At 70.9% G+C, this 19,322-nt stretch carries 15 protein-coding genes; 5 read left to right on the top strand and 10 right to left on the bottom strand.

The window, feature by feature from the left end:
- Together ACFYZE_RS29085 and ACFYZE_RS29080 are read right to left on the bottom strand one after the other, a co-directional pair.
- On the bottom strand, positions 1 to 393 hold the full coding sequence (locus tag ACFYZE_RS29085) for a nitroreductase/quinone reductase family protein (protein ID WP_389000263.1): 393 nt from the start codon (positions 391 to 393) through the stop codon (positions 1 to 3).
- A gap of 106 nt (positions 394 to 499) precedes the next feature.
- Positions 500 to 2,038, bottom strand: a complete 1,539-nt coding sequence (locus ACFYZE_RS29080) for a CehA/McbA family metallohydrolase (RefSeq protein ID WP_389000260.1) — start codon at positions 2,036 to 2,038, stop codon at positions 500 to 502.
- Between the two features lie 224 nt (positions 2,039 to 2,262).
- On the opposite strand from ACFYZE_RS29080, the gene ACFYZE_RS29075 reads away from it, so the two are divergent.
- Positions 2,263 to 4,851 carry a bifunctional FO biosynthesis protein CofGH gene (locus ACFYZE_RS29075; RefSeq protein WP_389000257.1) on the top strand — a complete coding sequence of 863 codons (2,589 nt, stop codon included), beginning with the start codon at positions 2,263 to 2,265 and terminating at the stop codon, positions 4,849 to 4,851.
- A gap of 43 nt (positions 4,852 to 4,894) precedes the next feature.
- On the opposite strand, the gene ACFYZE_RS29070 is transcribed toward ACFYZE_RS29075, so the two are convergent.
- Positions 4,895 to 5,407 (bottom strand): DUF2165 domain-containing protein, encoded by a 513-nt coding sequence (locus ACFYZE_RS29070; RefSeq protein WP_389000254.1) that lies wholly within the window; start codon positions 5,405 to 5,407, stop codon positions 4,895 to 4,897.
- 159 nt (positions 5,408 to 5,566) lie between these two features.
- Between ACFYZE_RS29070 and ACFYZE_RS29065 the strand changes: the two genes are divergently transcribed.
- Positions 5,567 to 6,682 carry an ADP-ribosylglycohydrolase family protein gene (locus ACFYZE_RS29065; protein ID WP_389000251.1) on the top strand — a complete coding sequence of 372 codons (1,116 nt, stop codon included), beginning with the start codon at positions 5,567 to 5,569 and terminating at the stop codon, positions 6,680 to 6,682.
- A 71-nt stretch (positions 6,683 to 6,753) separates the two neighbouring features.
- Here ACFYZE_RS29065 and ACFYZE_RS29060 read toward each other — a convergent pair whose 3' ends face one another.
- Positions 6,754 to 8,301 (bottom strand): sodium:solute symporter family protein, encoded by a 1,548-nt coding sequence (locus tag ACFYZE_RS29060; protein ID WP_389000248.1) that lies wholly within the window; start codon positions 8,299 to 8,301, stop codon positions 6,754 to 6,756.
- Between the two features lie 190 nt (positions 8,302 to 8,491).
- Positions 8,492 to 9,277: an SDR family oxidoreductase gene (locus ACFYZE_RS29055; RefSeq protein ID WP_389000245.1), complete on the bottom strand. Its 786-nt coding sequence runs from the start codon at positions 9,275 to 9,277 to the stop codon at positions 8,492 to 8,494.
- 20 nt (positions 9,278 to 9,297) lie between these two features.
- On the opposite strand from ACFYZE_RS29055, the gene ACFYZE_RS29050 reads away from it, so the two are divergent.
- Complete coding sequence (locus ACFYZE_RS29050; RefSeq protein ID WP_389000241.1) at positions 9,298 to 10,155, top strand: hypothetical protein; 858 nt, start codon at positions 9,298 to 9,300, stop codon at positions 10,153 to 10,155.
- A 106-nt stretch (positions 10,156 to 10,261) separates the two neighbouring features.
- Here the strand turns inward: ACFYZE_RS29050 and ACFYZE_RS29045 are convergent, their stop codons facing one another.
- The 3 genes from ACFYZE_RS29045 to ACFYZE_RS29035 all read right to left on the bottom strand — a co-directional run bounded on the left by ACFYZE_RS29045 (position 10,262) and on the right by ACFYZE_RS29035 (position 12,702).
- Positions 10,262 to 10,450 carry a DUF397 domain-containing protein gene (locus tag ACFYZE_RS29045; protein WP_200420833.1) on the bottom strand — a complete coding sequence of 63 codons (189 nt, stop codon included), beginning with the start codon at positions 10,448 to 10,450 and terminating at the stop codon, positions 10,262 to 10,264.
- Between the two features lie 226 nt (positions 10,451 to 10,676).
- A complete protein-coding gene (locus ACFYZE_RS29040; RefSeq protein WP_389000238.1) occupies positions 10,677 to 11,534 on the bottom strand; it encodes a helix-turn-helix domain-containing protein in 858 nt (285 codons plus the stop codon).
- Between the two features lie 433 nt (positions 11,535 to 11,967).
- Positions 11,968 to 12,702, bottom strand: coding sequence for a GPP34 family phosphoprotein (locus ACFYZE_RS29035; protein WP_389000235.1), 735 nt, complete (start codon positions 12,700 to 12,702; stop codon positions 11,968 to 11,970).
- Positions 12,703 to 12,930: 228 nt separating this feature from the next.
- Here ACFYZE_RS29035 and ACFYZE_RS29030 point away from each other — a divergent pair, with 228 nt between their 5' ends.
- Together ACFYZE_RS29030 and ACFYZE_RS29025 are read left to right on the top strand one after the other, a co-directional pair.
- Positions 12,931 to 15,462 (top strand): D-alanyl-D-alanine carboxypeptidase family protein, encoded by a 2,532-nt coding sequence (locus ACFYZE_RS29030; protein ID WP_389000233.1) that lies wholly within the window; start codon positions 12,931 to 12,933, stop codon positions 15,460 to 15,462.
- Positions 15,463 to 15,650: 188 nt separating this feature from the next.
- Complete coding sequence (locus tag ACFYZE_RS29025; protein WP_389000230.1) at positions 15,651 to 17,639, top strand: MFS transporter; 1,989 nt, start codon at positions 15,651 to 15,653, stop codon at positions 17,637 to 17,639.
- A 114-nt stretch (positions 17,640 to 17,753) separates the two neighbouring features.
- On the opposite strand, the gene ACFYZE_RS29020 is transcribed toward ACFYZE_RS29025, so the two are convergent.
- Both ACFYZE_RS29020 and ACFYZE_RS29015 read right to left on the bottom strand, forming a co-directional pair.
- On the bottom strand, positions 17,754 to 18,266 hold the full coding sequence (locus tag ACFYZE_RS29020; protein WP_389000228.1) for a glutathione peroxidase: 513 nt from the start codon (positions 18,264 to 18,266) through the stop codon (positions 17,754 to 17,756).
- A 45-nt stretch (positions 18,267 to 18,311) separates the two neighbouring features.
- Positions 18,312 to 19,280: an ArsR/SmtB family transcription factor gene (locus ACFYZE_RS29015; RefSeq protein ID WP_389000225.1), complete on the bottom strand. Its 969-nt coding sequence runs from the start codon at positions 19,278 to 19,280 to the stop codon at positions 18,312 to 18,314.
- Positions 19,281 to 19,322 lie beyond the last annotated feature (42 nt).

Below are 19,322 nucleotides of genomic sequence, written 5' to 3'. Positions count from 1 at the left end.
CTAGCCGTCCAGGTCCACCCGGACCGTGAGCAGCTGCGCCCCCAAGGCCCGTACCGCCACGCTGTTCATGCGCGGCAGTTGCTTCAGGCGGGCCCGGGGGTCGTCGTCCGGGAGCAGGTGGGCCGTGCCCGTGTGCCAGCGTCCCAGGATGCGGACACGGACGCGCGGGTTCGCCCGGATGTTGCGGACGTACTGGGACTTCTCACCGTATTCCGACACCAGCCAGAAGGAGTTTCCGACGCGGCGGCCGCCCACCGGGGTCTGGCGCGGCAGCCCGGACACGCGGCCCGTCGTCTCCAGCACCGTCTGGAGCGGCAGGCGGCGCAGCACCGGGTTCATCCGGCGCTGGAACGCCGTGACGGCGCGGTACTTGCGATCGACGAAGTCCGACATCGTCCCTCGCTCTCCTTGACGGCGGGAAGGTGCTGGGCACTCCGCGCAGTCTCGCAGACCGGGGCGCAGGGCGCGCGTAGAACGGCCGCGCGCCCTACGGATGCCTCTACGCCCCGCCCAGGAAGATCGGATTGGTGAACGCGGCCAGCGCCCCCGGTACCGGTCCCGCCGCCGCCTCGTGCCGCAGCTCGGCCCGCACGTAGGCCGCGTAGGCCGGTGTCGTACGCCATTCGGCCGTGCCCGAGCCGGACACCGGCAGCGGGTCGCTCGTGAACAGCACGCCCTGGTCGGTGACGAAGCGGACCGTGCAGCGCGGGGCGCCCCGCACCTCCAGGCGGACCGTGACAGGAGTGTCGCCGTCCACCCGCAGCCGTTCGCCGATGCCCGCGTGCTCGCCGCGGCTGCCCGAGGCGGTGAAGGTCAGGGAGACGTTCTTCGACTCGGCGACGTACGAGCGGCCCGCACGGATGCCCTCCTGGATGGCCTCGCGGGTCAGGTCGTCGGCGAGGACCACCGTCTGCGGGCTGCCCACCGCGTCCGGGTCGCGGTGCGCGTCGCTGTTGCCCATCGCGGGCAGCCACCGGCCGTGGCCCTCCCGGACCGACGCCACCAGCGTGTTGTCCCACTCCGCGAGCGTCACCTCGTCGTCCGGGGTGTAGGGGCCGTTCCACACCTCCACCGCGTCCGCCTCGCCGAATCCGAACTTCCAGCCGCAGCCGACGCAGGTGGCGTGCGGATGGGCCGGGACGACCAGGCCGCCCGCCCGGCGGATCTGCTGGGCGAAGCGGGCCCAGCGGTTGTCGCGGGCCCGGTAGCGCCAGTCGACGAACGTGCCCGGGTCGGTGCCGAGCGCGACCACGTGGCCGTTGCGGGTCGTCACCTCCTCGCCCGTCATGATCAGCAGGTCGTCGCCCGCCTGGTCGGCCCAGTGGGCGTGCGAGGAGTGCGTGTTGTGGTCGGAGCTGTTGATGAAGTCCAGGCCGGCCGCCCGGGCCAGCGCCGCGATCTCGGCGGGCGTGCGGCGGCCGTCGGAGTACCAGGAGTGCAGATGGCAGTCTCCGCGGTACCAGGCGCGGCCCCGGCCCTTCGCCCGGGACGGCGGGTACACGGGCTTCGGGGTCTCGCTCTGCGCGCCGCGGGTGAGCGTGATCGTGATCTCGTATGTGAGGCCCTGCGGCGCCACCGTGTACGGGCCCAGCACGATGTGCCAGGTGCCGGGGCGGATACGCCCCGGGATGTAGCCGGGGGTCGCGTCGTCCGCGCGGACGAAGAACTCGCTGCGCGCGCCGCCGGACCAGCCGCGGAAGCCCTTGCCGCCCAGCTCGGTGCCGCGCTCGTCGAAGATGCCGACGTCCAGGCCGTTGCCCTGGGTGCCGGCCGGGACGGACGGCCTGTCGTACGTGTAGGCGACCCTGATCTCACGGACGCCCTCGGGGACGTCGACGGGCAGGTACACGAAGTCGGGGGAGCCGGTGGGCAGCGTGCCGCGCACCGTCCTCGTCTCCTGGTTGTCGGCCGCCTCGGCGGCGGGGCCCTCGGAGAAGCTCACGGTTCCCAACGTAAGCGCGGCGGCCGCACCCGTCACGAACAGTGCGCGTCTTCCCATGCCGTTGCCGTTGCCGTTGCCGTGGTCGTCCTCGCACATGCTGCTGCTCCCGACGTGTCCGATGACAGGGGTGGTGCAGGATTGGCGCACACCACTGTGGTGTTCGCCCGTGAACTCCGGTGCACCGGAAGCCGATCGGCAGCCAGGGGGCGGCGTAACAGCGGATGGCCACGGCAACCAGTGACACCCTGTGAGCGGGGAACCGCCCCACCGGTGCACGTACGCTCTGTATGACCTGATCAACGCATACGTATGCTCGAGGGATGACGACTTCCGCGACCTCCGGAACCGGCCCCACCGAGAACTCCATGCGTCGCGCCCTCAAACGCGCCCGAGACGGTGTCGCGCTCGACGTCACCGAAGCCGCGGTGCTGCTCCAGGCCCGTGGCGCGGACCTCGAGGACCTGGCGGCGTCCGCCGCCCGGGTGCGCGACGCGGGCCTCGAGGCCGCCGGCCGGCCCGGCGTCATCACCTACTCGAAGAGCGTCTTCATCCCCCTGACCCGCCTGTGCCGCGACAAGTGCCACTACTGCACCTTCGTCACCGTGCCGGGCAAGCTGCGCCGCGCCGGGCACGGGATGTTCATGTCCCCGGACGAGGTCCTCGACATCGCCCGCAAGGGCGCCGCCCTGGGCTGCAAGGAAGCCCTGATCACCCTCGGCGACAAGCCGGAGGACCGCTGGCCCGAGGCGCGCGAGTGGCTGGACGCGCACGGCTACGACGACACGATCGCCTACGTACGGGCCATCTCCATCCGGATCCTGGAGGAGACGGGCCTGCTGCCGCACCTCAACCCCGGTGTGATGTCCTGGACCGACTTCCAGCGGCTCAAGCCGGTCGCCCCGTCGATGGGCATGATGCTGGAGACGACGGCGACCCGGCTGTGGTCGGAGCCGGGCGGCCCCCACTACGGCTCCCCCGACAAGGAACCGGCGGTCCGCCTGCGGGTGCTGGAGGACGCCGGCCGCTCCTCCGTCCCCTTCACCTCCGGTCTCCTCATCGGCATCGGCGAGACCTACGAGGAGCGCGCCGAGTCGCTGTTCGCGCTGCGGAAGGTGTCCCGCGCCTACCACGGCATCCAGGAGCTGATCATCCAGAACTTCCGCGCCAAGCCGGACACGGCGATGCGCGGTATGCCGGACGCGGAACTGGACGAGCTGGTCGCCGCGGTGGCCGTGGCCCGGCACATCATGGGCCCCTCCGCCTGTCTGCAGGCACCGCCGAACCTGGTCGACGGGGAGTACGAGCGGCTCATCGGCGCCGGCATCGACGACTGGGGCGGGGTGTCGCCGCTGACCATCGACCATGTGAACCCCGAGCGGCCCTGGCCGCAGATCGAGCGGCTGCGGGAGCGTTCCGCGGCGGCGGGTTTCGTACTACGCGAACGCCTGTGCGTGTACCCGGAGTTCGTGCGGCGCGGGGAGCCCTGGCTGGACCCGCGGCTGCGCCCGCACGTGGCGGCACTGGCGGACCCGGAGACGGGCCTGGCGCGTGAGGACGCCGTGGTCGAGGGGCACCCCTGGCAGGAGCCCGAGGAGGTGTTCGTCGCGGCCGGACGCACCGACCTGCACCGCACGATCGACAGCGACGGCCGTACGGGCGACCGGCGGGACGACTTCGACGAGGTGTACGGCGACTGGGAGGCGCTGCGGGAGGCGGCGGCGCCCGGTATGGCACCGCAGCGCATCGACGCCGACGTACGGACGGCGCTGCGCACGGCCGCCGACGACCCGACGCGGCTCACCGACGACGAGGCCCTGGCGCTGCTGCACGCGGACGGCCCGGCGCTGGACGCGCTCACCCGCATCGCGGACGACGTGCGCAAGTCGGCGGTCGGCGACGACGTGACGTACATCGTCACCCGGAACATCAACTTCACGAACGTCTGCTACACCGGCTGCCGTTTCTGCGCGTTCGCGCAGCGCCGCACGGACGCCGACGCCTACACGCTCTCCCTGGAGCAGGTCGCGGACCGCGCCCAGCAGGCCTGGGACGTGGGCGCGGTCGAGGTCTGCATGCAGGGCGGCATCCACCCGGACCTGCCCGGGACGGCGTACTTCGACATCGCGAAGGCGGTGAAGTCCCGTGTCCCCGGCATGCATGTGCACGCCTTCTCCCCGATGGAGGTGGTCAACGGGGCGACCCGCACCGGCATGTCGATCCGCGAGTGGCTGACGGCGGCGAAGGAAGCGGGCCTCGACACGATCCCCGGCACGGCGGCGGAGATCCTGGACGACGAGGTCCGCTGGATCCTGACGAAGGGCAAGCTGCCGACGGCGACCTGGATCGAGGTGGTCACGACGGCGCACGAACTGGGCATCCGCTCCTCGTCGACGATGATGTACGGCCACGTCGACCAGCCCCGCCACTGGCTGGGCCATCTGCGCACCCTCGCCGGCATCCAGCAGCGGACGGGCGGCTTCACGGAGTTCGTCACCCTGCCCTTCATCCACACCAACGCCCCGGTGTACCTGGCGGGCATCTCCCGCCCCGGCCCGACGATGCGGGACAACCGCGCGGTCACGGCGATGGCACGTCTGCTGCTGCACCCGCACATCCCCAACATCCAGACGAGCTGGGTCAAGTTGGGCACGGAGGGTGCGGCGGAGATGCTCCGCTCCGGCGCGAACGACCTGGGCGGCACCCTGATGGAGGAGACGATCTCCCGCATGGCGGGCTCCTCCTACGGCTCGTACAAGTCGATCAGGGATCTGGTGGCGGTCGCGGAGGCCGCGGGTCGCCCGGCCAGGCCGCGCACGACGGTCTACGGCGAGGTCCCGGAGGAGCGGCAGCGGGCGGCGGAGGCATCCGACGGGCATCTGCCGGAGTTGCTGCCGGTGCTGGAGAACTGAGCGCCCCGGCACGTCACGTGCCGGGGGCCTCGCCGACGACCGCTCAGTCCGCGTCCCGAGTCGCCCCCGGCAGGTGCGTCACCAGCAGCACCACCCCGGTCAGGACGATGACCCGGATGGCCGCGTCCAGGCCGTTCCAGGTCTTGGACTGCCACATCGCGAACCACTCGCCGCCTATCGCGACGAACCCGGCGCCGAAGAGCAGCAGGAGCATCAGCAGGCCGACGTCCGAGAACCACCGGGCGCGGGGGTGGTGGCGGGCCCACAGGCAGGTCGCGGCGATCAGGACCAGGGCGGCGGCCGTCTCCCAGGCGATGATCGCCACGTACGCGGTGTCCTCCCAGGCGTGCGAGGTGATGGCACGCCACATCAGGTCGTCGTCCTTGAAGGTGGTGTCCATTGCGAGGACGTGCCGGACGAACTGCTGGTTGGTGCCGAAGTCGGTGATGTTCCCGAACGCGACGAGCGCGATGTAGAGGGCGACCGTGCCGGTGAGGAGGGTCGCGGCGAGGGGGAGCGCGGACCGGGTGCGGGGGCTTCTCGTTGTTTCGGCCATGATCCAACTATGGAGACGGCTTTCGGCCGCTCACAGAGGATTTTCGGGCGGTCACGGAAGTGTGGTGTGCATGACGTTGCGCAGCCCTGAGCCGGGCGCTCCCGCTCGATTACAGTGCTGCGCGTCTGAGGTGCGTGTGATGCCGTGAGGAGGTCTGGGGTGGGTGCGACAGCCGGTGCCGTCTGGGGGCGCACCGAGCAGCAGGACTTCCGCAGCCGGGTGCGCGGCACGCTGCTCGGTGTGGCCGTCGCCGACGCCCTGGGGGCGCCGGTCGACGGGCTCACCCTGGAGGAGATCCGGCAGGCCCACGGGCCGCAGGGGCTGACGGACCTGGCGTTCGGGCACGGCCGGCGTGGCGCGATCACCCACCACACTCAGCTCACCCTGTTCTCCGTCGACGGGCTCATCCGCGCCCAGGTCCGCCGAGACACGGGTGCCTGGCATCCGCCGACCGATCTGCACCGGGCGTATCTGCGCTGGGCGGCCACCCAGCGGGACTGGGGGCCCGACGAGCGGCGCAAGGAGGACGGCTGGCTGGCCCGCGAGGAGTGGCTGTACGCCCGGCGCTCGCCGGCCCGGGCCTGTCTGCTCGGCCTCGGCGACGACACGATGGGCACGCTGGACGCGCCGAAGAATCCGGGCGACCAGGGGCCCGAAGCGGCGGTGCGCTCCGCGCCGTTCGGGCTGCTCGTCGGGTGGGAACCGCAACTGGTGCTGCAACTGGCGATCGAGTGCGCGGCGCAGACGCACGGGCATCCCACGGCCTACCTCGCGGCGGGTGCGTATGCCGTGATCCTGCACGCGCTGGCACGCGGGGAGAGCCCCGATGCGGGCGTGCAGCGGGCCCTGGCGCTGCTCGCCCCGCGGCCGGGGCAGCAGCAGGTCGCGGACGCCTTGCAGCACGCGCTGGGGGCGGTACGGCAGGGCATGCCGACGCCCGACCGGATCGAGGAGCTGGCCGGGGACGGTACGGCGGCCGGGGCGCTGGCGGTCGCCGTCTACTGCACGGTGGTGGGGGAGGACGTCCCGCACGCGCTGTGCCTCGCCGTGAACCAGGGGGGTCCCTCAGGAGCGGCGGGGGCTCTGACCGGTGGCCTGCTGGGGGCGCTGCACGGCGAGACGGCCCTCCCGCCGGCCTGGCTGGCCGAGTTGGAGGGCCGTCCCACGATGCTGGTACTGGCGGACGACTTCGCGATGGAGATGACGCAGGGCGCCGCGCTGCACAGCCCCACGGGGTCCGCGCCGGGGTGGCTGGAGCGGTACCCCCGGGCGTAGGGCGACTGTTGCGCCGGCCACCGCCCGGGGGCTCCGCCTCCGCACCCCCGTCGGCCGCGGCGTCCTCGCGCTCAGACCCCGGACGGGCTGGCAGTACCCGGAGCCGTCACCGTCGCCGTCGCCCCGTCGTCGGTGTTGATCTTCTCGATGATCGCGTCCCGCTCGGGTGTGTCCTCCGGCTTGACCAGGCCGAGCAGGATGTACAGGACCAGCGAGATCACCATCGGCAGCGCCACCTGGTACTCCAGCTTCACGTTCGTGCGCTGGGAGAAGTCCAGGTTGTAGTTGACGAAGAAGAAGGCCAGCAGCCCCGCGCCCCAGCTGACGAGCGCTGCCGTCGGGCCCGACCTGCGGAACGGGCGCAGCAGGCCGAGGATGAACGGGATCGCGATCGGGCCCATCAGGCCGGCCACCCACTTGATGACGACCGTGATGATGTCCTTGAAGGTGGGCGAGTTGACCTGCGTCGCCACCGCCATCGACAGACCGAGGAACGCGACGGTCGTGACACGGCCCGCGATGAGGCCCGTCCGCGTGTTCCACGAGCGCGCCGCCTTCGACAGCACCGGCACCACGTCCCGCGTGAACACGGCCGCGATCGCGTTCGCGTCGGAGGAGCACATGGCCATCGTGTGCGAGAAGAAGCCCACGACGACCAGGCCCAGCAGCCCGTGCGGCAGCAGCTGTTCGGTCATCAGGCCGTACGCGTCCGAGCCGTCCGGCTTCTTCGCGGTGACCAGGAGCGGGGAGAGCCACATCGGGATGAAGAGGATGACCGGCCAGACGAACCACAGGCCCGCCGACAGCAGGGCGGACCTCGTCGCCTGCTTCGCGCTGCCCGTCGCCATGTAGCGCTGGGCCTGGTTCCACATGCCGCCGTTGTACTCGAACAGCTTGATGAACAGGTAGGAGATGAAGAAGACCGTCATGTAGGGGCCCGCGAACCCGTGCCCGTGACCGTCCAGCTTCGGCGAGTCCAGCGCCTTGGACAGACCGCCCTGCTCGGAGATCTTGTGCAGCGCGATGACGAGCATGGCCAGACCCGCCAGCAACTGGATGACGAACTGGCCCAGTTCGGTCAGCGCGTCCGCCCACAGACCGCCGATCGTGCAGTACACCGCCGTGATGCCGCCGGTGATGACGATGCCCTGGGTGATCGTGACCCCGGTGAAGACGCTCAGCAGCGTCGCGATGGCCGCCCACTTCGCGCCCACGTCCACGATCTTCAGCAGGATGCCGGACCAGGCCAGCGCCTGCTGCGTGGGCACGTTGTAGCGGTCCTTCAGATACTCCAGCGGCGAGGCCACGCGCAGCCGTGAGCGCAGCCGGTTCAGGCGCGGCGCGAACAGCCTGGCGCCGATCAGCACGCCGATGGCGATGGGCAGGGCCCAGGTGACGTAGGAGGTGATGCCGTAGGTGTAGGCGATGCCGGCGTATCCCGTGAACATCACCGCGCTGTAGCCGGACATGTGGTGCGAGATGCCGGACAGCCACCACGGCATCCTGCCGCCCGCGGTGAAGAAGTCGCTGACGTCGTCCACGCGTTTGTGGGACCAGACGCCGATCGCGGTCATCACGCCGAAGTACGCGACCAGGACGGCCCAGTCGAACCCGTTCATGTGCCCCTCCCTCCCTGCCGAACTGCCCGCTCATGGTGGGTTCCGGCGCATGAGCACGACAACCGGCGTACTGGTCAAGGCGAGGTAAAATCGTTCTGTTGGCTGAGAGCCGTTCATGTATATGGTTGTTGAGGGCTATTTCCGGCCTGGTGCGTACATGCCCGTTCAGGATGCTGCTCAAGGCCGTGGGTCATCGCATCAGCTCACCCGCGTTCACCAGCAGGGACTGGCCAGTGATCGCGCGCGCCCGGTCGGAGGCCAGGAACACCGCGGCGTCCGCCACGTCGCCGTCCGTGGCCAGGTCGGGCAGCGCCATGCGGTCGGTGAGGCGTTTTCTCACCTCCGCCTCCGGCACGCCCTCGGTGTGGGCGGTGAAGCGCACGTACGCCTCGACGGGCGGACCCCACATCCAGCCGGGCAGGACCGTGTTGACCCGGATCCGGTACGGGCCGAGCTCCCGCGCCAGCGAGTACATCGCGCTGGTCAGTGCACCCTTCGACGCCGCGTACGCCGCCTGCCGCACCTGGGAGGGCGCGGCCACCGACGACTGTGTGCCGATGAAGACGACCGAGCCGCCGCACGTCCTGAGGCTCGGCAGGCAGGCCCGCGTCATCCGCAGCGACCCGAGCAGGTTCACGTCGATGACCGACTGCCAGGTGGCGAAATCCGCGTCCTCGAGGCCGCCGAAGTAGCTGTCCCAGGCGGCGACGTGGACCACCGCGTCGATCCTGCCGAACCGCTCCACCGCCAGCGCCGCGAGTGCCTCGCACTGTGCCTCGTCGGTGATGTCGGCCGCCCGGTACGCCGTGTGCGCCCCGTCAGGGTCGAGCGCGGCGGCGGTCTTGGCGAGGTGCGCCTCCGTGCGCGCCCCGAGCACGGCGTTCCCCCCGTCGCGCACGACGGCAGCGGAGACCTGGTGACCGAGCCCGGCACCGACTCCCGACACGACGACGGTCCTGCCCTGGAGCAGCGACATCGGGCACCTCCCCCTTTTTCATGGTCGTTCGCCTGCGGGGCGGCGGGGACACGCGCAGCGAGGTGTACGCCGAGCTGGCCGCCGTGGGGCCCTACGGCGTCCGCCCGGGCCATGCGCTGATCACCATGGTGGAACCGCACCCGGGGCACGAGTACGCGTACAACCGCTGGTACGAGGACGACCACTACTACGCCGGGGCGATGGCCATGCCGTGGATGTTCGCCGGCCGCCGCTGGGTCGCCACCCGCGATCTTCAACTCCTGCGCTACCCCGAGAAGTCGGCGGTCGCGCAGCCGGTGACGGCGGGCTGCTATCTGTCGACGTACTGGGTCACGGACGGCCGCTATGAGGACCACATGCGCTGGACGGTCGCCATCAACAAGCGCCTCAACCGTGACGCACGCGTCTACCAGGACCGTACCCACGTCTTCACGGCGTTCCAGGACCATGAGACGACGGTGTACCGGGACGGAGCGGCCGGGCCGCGCGACGTTCACGCGCTGGACCACCCGTACGCGGGCCTGGTCCTGCAGGTGGTCGACGCGGACGGTCCCGAGCGGCGTGCCGGCCTGCTGGAGTGGCTGCGCGTCCGGCATCTGCCGCGGCGCCTGGCGGGCTCCCCGGCGGCCATGGTGACCGTCTTCCGCCCGACGCCGCTGCCGGGCGACCGAATGACCTATGTCAAGCAGGTGGAGGGCGTGGACACGCGCCTGACCCTGCTGTGGTTCCTGGAGGAGGATCCCCGCGAGTGCTGGGAGGAACACTTCACGGGACTGGACGGGGCAGTCATGGAAAGCGGGCTGGGCAGGGTGGAGTTGGTGGCCCCGTTCATTCCGACGGTGCCGGGGACGGACCGGTACGTGGATCGACTCCGCTGAATCCTGAACGGAGGCGAACCGGGCCGCCGAAAGAAGCAGCCCCCTCGGCCGGGACGGCGGGCCAGTCGAGAGGGCTCTGTCGTGGGCGTGGTGGGGCCGCTCGGCACTACTTGATCGACGCCACGAACGTGTTCCAGGCGTCGGCGGGGAAGGCCAGGACGGGCCCTTCGGTGACCTTCGAGTCCCGCACGAACAGCGCCGACGGAAGGGGCGACTTGACCTCGACGCAGGCGCCGTTTCCGGCCGAGTACGACGACTTGGTCCACGTTGCCGTGGCCCCCTGAAGAACAGCCATGTTCACTCCGGTAGCGAGTTGCTGAGTTGCTGTGACCGCGCCGCGGACCCCTCACGGATTCCGCGATGCGAATCGCGCCAACTTGTTGACTGGTGGCGTGATCGACGCTACTCGGCAACATCCTCGTCCGGAGGGGTCGTTCACTCGACCGGGTGGCATATTCCAGTGGGGTCTTACGCCCGGATTATCCACGGGTGTAAGATCCGCCGCTCGCTGGCCCATCGGCTCAGGAGGCGTAGCTCTTGGCCGCGTCCTCGATGAACTTGCGGGACTGCTCCACATTGAGGGCCTGTGCCCGCAGGTGCTCGTACATCACGGCGTACTTCTGCACGTCCTGCGCCTTCTCCAGGTAAAGGTCGCTGGTGACGCCCTCGAGGTACACCACACTGGAGTCGGCCGCGTCGGCGAACTCCAGGATCGCGTACTGGCCGTTGAGGCCGGGATGCGCCCCCACCTCGAACGGCAGCACCTGCACGGTGACGTGCGGCAGCCGGGACATCTCCACGAGGTGCTCCAACTGCTCCCGCATCACCAGGTTGTTGCCCACGCGCCGGCTCAGCGCCGCCTCGTCGAGCACCACCCACAGGCGCAGCGGGTTGTTCTCCGCGGAGATACGTTCCTGGCGGCGCATCCGCACCTGGACGCGCTTCTCGATGTCGGCCGGCGAGGTCTCGGGCAGCGCGCCCTGGATGAGCGCCTCGGCGTACGAACGGGTCTGCAGCAGGCCGGTGATGATCTGCGGCTCGTAGACGCGCAGCGACTCGGCGTCCGTCTCCAGACCGATGTAGACGCTGTAGGGGATGTCCCCGAACGCGTGCCACCAGCCCTGCTGGCGGGAGTCACGGGCCATCTCCATCAGCGATTCGACGACACGCTGGTCCTCGACCTCGTAGACTCCGCACAGGTCCCGGACGTCACGCGGGCTGATGCTGCGGCGGCCGTTCTCGAGGCGGCTGATCTTCGACTGTGACACCAGCAGTCGCTCGGCCACCTCTTCCGCGGTCATGCCCTTCAGTTCCCGGAGCCTGCGCAGCTCCTGGCCCAGCCGGCGTCGCCGGACGGTGGGATTGACATTCGACGCCACGGACGTGCACCTCCGGCTGCGTGCCTCTACTTTGCGTATCTGCTGCTGAGCAGATTGCCACCAAGGTGCTTCCTACCGCTGGGAAACGGCGGATATGCGGCGACCACGGGTCTCTTGGGTGGTCCTTGGCCCCAAGTCGGGCCCACGGCGCCACGGATATCGAACAGTCCGGCGCCCCTCGCACGGAGTCCCGTACGCGCCGATCCAGCCGATCCCCTCGCCGCACGAGTGGCACGCATGCGGCCGCGCGGGGCGGTGAGGCCGTGTCGTCGCGAAGGACGTACGGTCCTACCGCCCCGCGCGGCCGGGCGGCTCCCGAACGGGTCTCGGGACTGCTCGCGGGTGCCTCATCGGGCGGTCCCGCTGTCCTGCCGTACCGATTTTGCTGGTTCGGCAGGGGCGTGCCGGTGCTGCTGAGCCGTGGGGCCTCGGCTCAGTGGGCCACGACGCGCGCCATGGATCCGTGGCGTGGCTGCATCGGAACACCGCGCGCTGGTTCCGCCGCGGGCCTGGCGCCGGCGGCAGAGTTGCGTCGCGGCTGTGCGCCCACGCCGTTCTGGACGTCCATCACGGCGTGCGCCACGAGGCCGCCCATGGGGTCGTGCCTGATCAGATCCCGCAGCCGGGAACGGGACGAGCGGCCCTCGTTGCCCGGATACAGGTGCTTGCCGAGACCGACCGCGTGGGCCAGTGCGGCGAGCGCCGCGGTCCGCGGGTCCGGCGGAACGCCGGTACGGATCGCGGAATCCAGCCGGGACCTGATCTCCCGGCTGATGGCCGTGTCCGTCGCCTGGTAGCGAGTCGTCGGCAGCACCCCGCACATCTGGCCCGGCACGGCGTGGACCATGCCGCACCGCTCCAGATGCGAGAGATAGATCTGGCGCAGCCCGAGACGCGGCCCGCCGATCCAGTGGACGGCCCGCACGGGAGCGCCGCGCCTGCGCAGCAACTCCAATGCGCTGTCCAAAGTTGGATCTCCAGTCGGCCGTGGCACCACCACGGCGATACGATCCCCGTCTGGGGCTATCCGTCCGGCCAGCGCCAGCTCCACTAGCTGTGCTCCGGCCAGACCGAGGTCGAGCGACTGCGGCTGTGCAGTGGTACCCGTGGCCGGGTCCAGTGCCAGCAGCAGAAGCTCCTCCGGAAGTGTTCTGCGGCTCCTGCCCATCCATGCCTCCCCGCGTGGATGAGAGACAGGGTGACCCCTCTCACATTGGTCTGTCGAGGGTGCGTGACCGGAATGTAGTGGAACCAGTAGGTATGTCGTTCTCGTCTAGCGCAGGGGTCAATCCCTCACACAGGACACTGGTACATGGTTCGGGCAGCAGTGTCCGGGCGGCGGTTCACGGTTGGGCAAGGCGCGTACGCGGGTGCGCGGCGCACGGAGGAGGCATCGGTGGCGGGCGAGTCCCCCGACAGGTCGAAGCAGCAGGGGTCGTCGGCGGAGACGACGTCGGGGAGCGGGGCTCCGGTTCCGGGGCCGGCCAAGGCCGGACGTGACCCGAGGCTCGCGCTGACCGGCGAGAAGGTGCGGGTCGACCAGGCTACGACGGTGCTCTCGACCAAGTCGCTGCGTGGCGGCTCCGCCGGTACGGCTGTTGAGGAGGCCGAGAAGGCCGAGAAGGCCGAGGAGGGCACGGGTCCCGCGGACACGGTGGACTCGGGTGCCGACGGTGCCGACGGTGCCGACAGCGAGGCGCGGGAACGTGCGGCGCTGACTTCCTGGGTGCGGAGCGCTGAGGAGAACGGGGCCGAGGGCGAGGGCGAGGGCGAGGAGAAGTCTGAGGCGGAGTCCGGGGGCAAGGCCGAGGAGAAGCCTGAGGCGGAGTCCGAGGGCAACGCCGAGGCGGAACCCGAGGGGGAGTCGCCGAAGGAGCCGAAGGAGCCGAAGGAGCCGGAGGAGCCGGAGCGCGGGTCTTCCGACGCCGACGCTTCCGAAGTGGAGCCGGAGGCCGAGGACACCGCCGAAGAGGGCGACGACTCCGACGGCGACGGTGGCTCCGACGGCGACGGCGACGGTGGCTCCGACGGCGACGGTGACACCGGCGACGACGTCGAGCCTGCGGCCTCCGAAGCCAAGAACGAGCCCGAAGACTCCCCCAAGTCCGAAGAAAAGCAGCCAAAGCAGGAAAAGCGGCAAGACGGCGAAAGCGCGGAAGAAAAGGGTAAAGGGGAAGGAGAGGGGGAGCCCGAGGGAGAGGGCGACTCCGACTCCGACTCCGACGGCAAGAAGGACCCCGAACCCGCCGTAGACCAGCCCACCGCCGTCTTCAAGGCGGCACGGCCGCCTGCCGTCGACCAGCCCACCACCATGCTCAAGGTGGCCGACGCGAAGCCCTCCGCCAAGTCCGGTCCTGCCTGGGCAGACAAGTCGGCCAAGTCGGACAAGTCCGAATCTGACGCCGAACGCACCAGCAAGTTCGTCCCGTTGAAGTCGCTGGACGAGCCCCGACCCACGCCGGCCGAGCGTTCGCAGGTCAAGCCCGCCCAGGCGAAGCCCGCGCAGTCGGCGTCCGCGCAGTCGGCGTCCACGGAGTCGGCGTCCACGGAGTCGAAGCCCGCCGCGGGCCCCGCCGACGCGACCACCGCCATGCCCCAGGTCGGCCCCGAGCGCACCGCCCAGCAGCCGATCCCGCCCAAGCCGCCGCTGGATCTGCTCGCGGAGCTGACGAACACCCCGCCGCCCCCGGAGACCCCGGTCCGCACCGTCCTGCGGCGCATCAAGATCTGGTCGCCGCTGGTCGTTCTGCTGGTGATCATCTTTGCGATCGTGCAGGCGGTCCGCCCGCTGCCGACGCCGACCCTCGCACTGACGGCCGACGAAACGTACACCTTCAAGGGCGGGAAGCTCGACCTGCCCTGGCCGGGTCAGGGCCAGTCGGCCATAGAGGTCGAGGGGGTGGGCGTGATCGGCGCCGAGGGTCAGCAGAGCCCGAAGCCGATAGCGAGCGTTGCCAAGATCATGACGGCGTACGTCACGCTCCAGACGCACCCGCTCACGGGCAACCAGGGCGGCCCGACCATCACCGCCGACCAGCAGGCCGAGGACGACTCGAAGAAGGAGGACGAGTCGACGGCGGCCATGAAGAAGGGCCAGAAGTTCACCGAGCGGCAGATGCTGCAGATGCTGATGATCCCGTCGGGGAACAACGTCGCACGGCTGCTGGCCCGCTGGGACTCCGACAGCCAGACCTTCGTCGGCAAGATGAACGCCGCTGCGAAGAAGCTGGGCATGACCCACACGACGTACACGGACCCGAGCGGCCTGGACAAGACGACCGTGAGCACGGCCGTCGACCAGCTGAAGCTGGCGAAGGCGGTCATGCAGAACGAGGTGTTCCGCAGCATCGTCGCGATGGCCAAGGCCGACATCCCCGGCCTGGACAAGCCGATATACAACAACAACGACCTGCTGGTGAGGCAGGTCGGCGTGATCGGCCTGAAGACGGGTTCGTCGACCCCGGCGGGCGGCAACCTCGTGTGGGCGGCGACGAAGGTGGTCGACGGCAGGACACGGACGATCTACGGCGCCGTCCTCAACCAGGACGCCCACACGGGCCGTGTCTGGGACAGCCTGCAACTCGCGCTGACCAACAGCCAGAAGCTGATCAACACCGTCCAGCAGAGCCTGACCACGGCCACCGTGGTGAAGAAGGGCGAGGTCGTCGGGTATGTGGACGACCAGCTCGGCGGGAAGACGCCGGTGGTCGCCACCGAGAACCTGACGGCGGTCGGCTGGCCGGGCCTGAGGACGAAGCTGTCGATCGGTGACGGCGGCACGGCGGTTCCGCACGAGGCGAAGGCCGGGAAGGTCGTCGGCAGCCTCACGGTCGGCGATGGCTCCAGTCACGCGGTGACGGTCCCGGTGGCTCTCCAGAAGGACCTGGCCGAGCCGGGCTTCACGGACAAACTGTCCCGCCTCGGCTGAACCGGGCGCACCCGGCACCAAGCGGCACCCAGCACCCCGTCGCGGAGCCCCACCCCGGGGCCCCTCGGCGGGGTGCGTGCTAGCGTCACGAATCGGGACAGGTCGCCGGTCGCGGAGACGCGGCCGTGAAGCGGGAGCGAACGGGACGCGGCCGAGAGCGGAAGACAGGACACGGGGAGTGCCTTCAGGTGGCCACAGCGGAGCCGACACACGCCGACGACGCCGACCGGCGACGTCACCCGGACGGGTCACCCCCCGGACCGCGAATACCGCTGCGCGCGCCCACCCCTGACTCCCCGGACGGGCCGGCTCCCCAGGCCCCGGCCCCCGTCCCGGCGGCACCGGCGGTTCCCGCGGCCCCGGCCACCGGCTCCGAGCCCTCCGCCGAGGACGCCCCGAAGCCCACGCGCCTGAGCGCCGCGGCCGCCAGGCTGCGCTCCTCACGCGCGGCCGACCTGGCCCGTCGTCATCCCGGCCTCGCCGTCACGGCCCTCGCCGGAGTGCTGCACCTCATCTGGTTCTTCACCTTCGCGAACAGTGGCGGGGACCTCGCGGCGCAGGACGCGTGGGCGGAGTTCGTCGGCCGGCACCCCGACTCGGCGTACAACCTCGCCTGGTACGGGGGCATGCACCCGGTGTCGTACAGCGTCGTGTCGCCGTATCTGATGTCGGTCCTCGGCGTCCGTACGACGATGATGATCGCCGGTACGGTCTCGGCCGGCCTGCTGACGCTGATCCTCGTCCGCAGCCGTGCCGTCCGCGAGCCGTGGTGGCCGGCCCTCGCCGGGGTGTTCGGACTCCTCTGCAACGCCATCTCGGGCCGCGTCACATTCGGCCTCGGCATGGTGTTCGCGCTGGGCGCGACCGCGGCCGTGTTCTGCTGGCCGTACCGCTGGCGTCACAAACGCTGGGCGAAGGCGTTGTCCGCGGCGTCGCTGGCCGCGCTGGCCACGATGTCGTCCCCGGTGGCGGGCCTGTTCGTGGGCCTGGTCGCGGTGGCGCTGTTCCTGCAGAAGCGCCGCCCCGGCGCCTGGGCGCTTGGCCTGGCCCCCACGGCCGTCGTGGCCCTGTCCGCGTGGCTGTTCCCGTTCTCCGGCACGCAGCCGATGACCTGGGCGTCGACGATCCTGCCGTTCGCCTTCGCGGCCCTGGCGTTCTACCTGGTCCCGGAGGAGTGGAAGACGGTACGGATCACGGCGGCGGTGTACGGGCTCTCCGTTCTCCTCGTCTGGCTGATCAGCTCCCAGATCGGCTCGAACATCACCCGCCTGGCGATGCTGTTCGCGGGGGTGGCGCTGGTCGCGGCGCTGCCGTTCACGGTGCCGCGCAGCCGGAAGTGGTACGCCCTCGTGGTGGCGCTCACCGGCTTCGTCGTCTGGATCGGTGTCAAGACGGTGGACGACATCATCCACACCACTCCGGCGGCGTCCTGGGCGCACGAGCTGGCGCCGCTGGTCCACCAGCTCCAGGTGGTCGGTGCGGAGAAGGGCCGCGTGGAGGTGGTGCCGGCGCGCTCGCACCGCGAGGCCTCCGCGCTTGCGCCGTACGTCAACCTGGCCCGCGGCTGGAACCGCCAGGCCGACATGGAACGCAACCCGCTCTTCTACGACGACACGCTGAACTCCGCGAACTACCACGCCTGGCTGCAGCGCTGGGCCGTGCACTACGTGGTGCTGCCGAAGGGCGAGCCGGACGGCGACGGCGGCGAACGCGAACGTGAGCTCGTGCAGCGCGGCATGCCGTACCTGAAGCAGATCTGGGGCGACGCCAACTGGCAGCTGTTCGCGGTCACGGACCCGACCCCGCTGGCGGATCCCCCGGCGGTCGTCGACCGCGCGGAGCAGGGCGAGCTGACGATCCAGGTGAATCAGGCGGGCCGCGTCCTCATCCGGGTCCCCTACTCGCCGTGGCTGGGCCTGGTCGACACCCAGGGCAAGGGCGTGAAGCCGCCCCAGGAGACGGATGCCTCCAAGCACCGTGCCCAGGGCGCCCCGAAGACCTACGAAAACGTCAACGGCTGCCTGATGGAAGCCCCCGAGGACATCTGGGGCGACAAGTGGACAGAACTCCTGGCCCCCCGCCCGGGCACCTACCGCCTGGCCGCGCCGTATCAGCTGCCGCGGGGGACCGCGTGCCCGGAGGAGCTGAAGGACAACGCCCAGCCGTCCGGCGACTGAGGGCGGGCCCGCCGACCGATGCGCATGCCTGAGTCACCGGGCGCCGTTCGCACGGTGACTCAGGACGCTCGGCCCCGCCCCAGGGGCAGGGCCGACCGGAGCCCGGACCCCGGCCTACGCGAGCTGCCCCTCGATGGCCGCCACGACCTCGGCCGCCTCCGGCTCCGTCTGCGGCGAGAAGCGGGCGACGACCTTGCCGTCCTTCCCGATCAGGAACTTCTCGAAGTTCCAGCGGATGTCGCCGCTGTGCCCCTGGGCATCCGCGTAGCCGACCAGGCGCTCGTACAGCGGGTGCCGTCCCTCCCCGTTCACCTCGATCTTCTCCGTCATCGGGAAGGTCACGCCGTACGTCGCCGAGCAGAACTCCGCGATCTCCTCGGCGCTGCCGGGCTCCTGCCCGAGGAACTGGTTGCAGGGCACACCGAGCACGGTGAAGCCCAGCGGTGCGTACCGCTCCTGGAGCCGCTCCAGACCCGCGTACTGCGGCGTCAGCCCGCACTTGGAGGCCACGTTCACCACGAGGACGGCCTTGCCCGCGTACTGGGACAGGTCCGCCGAGCCGCCCTGCAGCGCGCCGATCTCGACATCGAGGACAGAGGCACCCGCACTGTTGTCAGTAGTCGTCATGGGCGGATGCTAACTCCGCCGCCCCGCTACCAGGTGACGCGCCCGTCACCCCCGCTGCGCTGTGACGAGCACCTCACCGGCGGCCGTACGCGAATACAGCACCGACCGTCCCGCACGCCGCCGCTCCACCAGCCGCCCGTCCAGCAGCACCTTGAGGTGGCGCCCGACCGAGCCGAGCCCCTGCCCGGTGACGGCGACCAGCTGGCTGGTGCTCATCGGGGAGTCCAGCAGCACGAGCACCCGGGCCCGGGCGGGACCGAGCAGCGCGCCGAGACTCTCCGGCACCACCGTGCGCGTCCCGTCCGCCAGCACGCCCGCGCAGGGATAGACGAGGGCGTACCGGTCGGGTTCCTCCCAGGACACCCAGCCGGCCCGCTGCGGGGTGACGGGGACGAAGACGAGCTGGGCGCCGGAGATCTCGCGCGGCGGGTACTCGTGGAGGTTGACCTGGAGCCGGTTCCCGCCGAGCCAGCGGGTCCGGCCCGGCCGCAGGGTGTCCAGCGCGGCCGCCCAGCCGCCCCGGCTCAGCTGCGCGGTCCGGGCGACGACATCGGCCTCCAGGACGCGCCGCCGCCGGTCCCAGTACGGCCGTACGGTCTGCGTCCACACGTAGGTGAGCAGGTCGGCCGCGCGTTCGGGCAGGTCGTCGCGGTCGAGGGCGGCGGGGAGCGGTCCGCGCAGGGACACGGTCAGGTGGGCCCGGGCGTCGGCGGGGGAGGCGGAGCGCACCCGCTCCACGCCCTCCTCGAAGGTCTCCCCGTCCCTGGGCGTGGGCGTGAGGAAGTCGGCGATCCACTCCGGGCCGAGCCCGCTGCTGACGAGCAGCCCGGTGACGGGGTCGGCGGCCAGCCGCGTCCGGTACGCCGGCAGGTGGGTGTCCAGCCAGGAGCGTTCCCCTGGGTGGGAGGCGGTACCGGCGTGCAGCACCTTCAGAGCGGCGAACACCTCGGCGAGCGGCGAGAGCAGGAACCGGCTGCCGGCGAGCGTGTCGGCGCTGACGTACCAGAGGCCCATGGGCGCCTTCACACTCCGGAGCGGCGGACGTTTCGCACGTAC

Origin of the sequence: Streptomyces sp. NPDC001796, assembly GCF_042892355.1 — a bacterium.
GTDB lineage: Bacteria > Actinomycetota > Actinomycetes > Streptomycetales > Streptomycetaceae > Streptomyces.
Note: the sequence above shows the minus strand (reverse complement) of the source record. Positions and strands in the feature narration are given on the sequence as shown.

Bases quoted from the DNA above. Each gene is read 5' to 3' on its own strand.
- ACFYZE_RS29085 (WP_389000263.1), bottom strand. From the start codon at position 393: ATGTCGGACTTCGTCGATCGCAAGTACCGCGCCGTCACGGCGTTCCAG.
- ACFYZE_RS29080 (WP_389000260.1), bottom strand. From the start codon at position 2,038: ATGTGCGAGGACGACCACGGCAACGGCAACGGCAACGGCATGGGAAGA.
- ACFYZE_RS29075 (WP_389000257.1), top strand. From the start codon at position 2,263: ATGACGACTTCCGCGACCTCCGGAACCGGCCCCACCGAGAACTCCATG.
- ACFYZE_RS29070 (WP_389000254.1), bottom strand. From the start codon at position 5,407: ATGGCCGAAACAACGAGAAGCCCCCGCACCCGGTCCGCGCTCCCCCTC.
- ACFYZE_RS29060 (WP_389000248.1), bottom strand. From the start codon at position 8,301: ATGAACGGGTTCGACTGGGCCGTCCTGGTCGCGTACTTCGGCGTGATG.
- ACFYZE_RS29055 (WP_389000245.1), bottom strand. From the start codon at position 9,277: ATGTCGCTGCTCCAGGGCAGGACCGTCGTCGTGTCGGGAGTCGGTGCC.
- ACFYZE_RS29050 (WP_389000241.1), top strand. From the start codon at position 9,298: ATGGTCGTTCGCCTGCGGGGCGGCGGGGACACGCGCAGCGAGGTGTAC.
- ACFYZE_RS29045 (WP_200420833.1), bottom strand. From the start codon at position 10,450: ATGGCTGTTCTTCAGGGGGCCACGGCAACGTGGACCAAGTCGTCGTAC.
- ACFYZE_RS29035 (WP_389000235.1), bottom strand. From the start codon at position 12,702: ATGGGCAGGAGCCGCAGAACACTTCCGGAGGAGCTTCTGCTGCTGGCA.
- ACFYZE_RS29020 (WP_389000228.1), bottom strand. From the start codon at position 18,266: ATGACGACTACTGACAACAGTGCGGGTGCCTCTGTCCTCGATGTCGAG.
- ACFYZE_RS29015 (WP_389000225.1), bottom strand. From the start codon at position 19,280: ATGGGCCTCTGGTACGTCAGCGCCGACACGCTCGCCGGCAGCCGGTTC.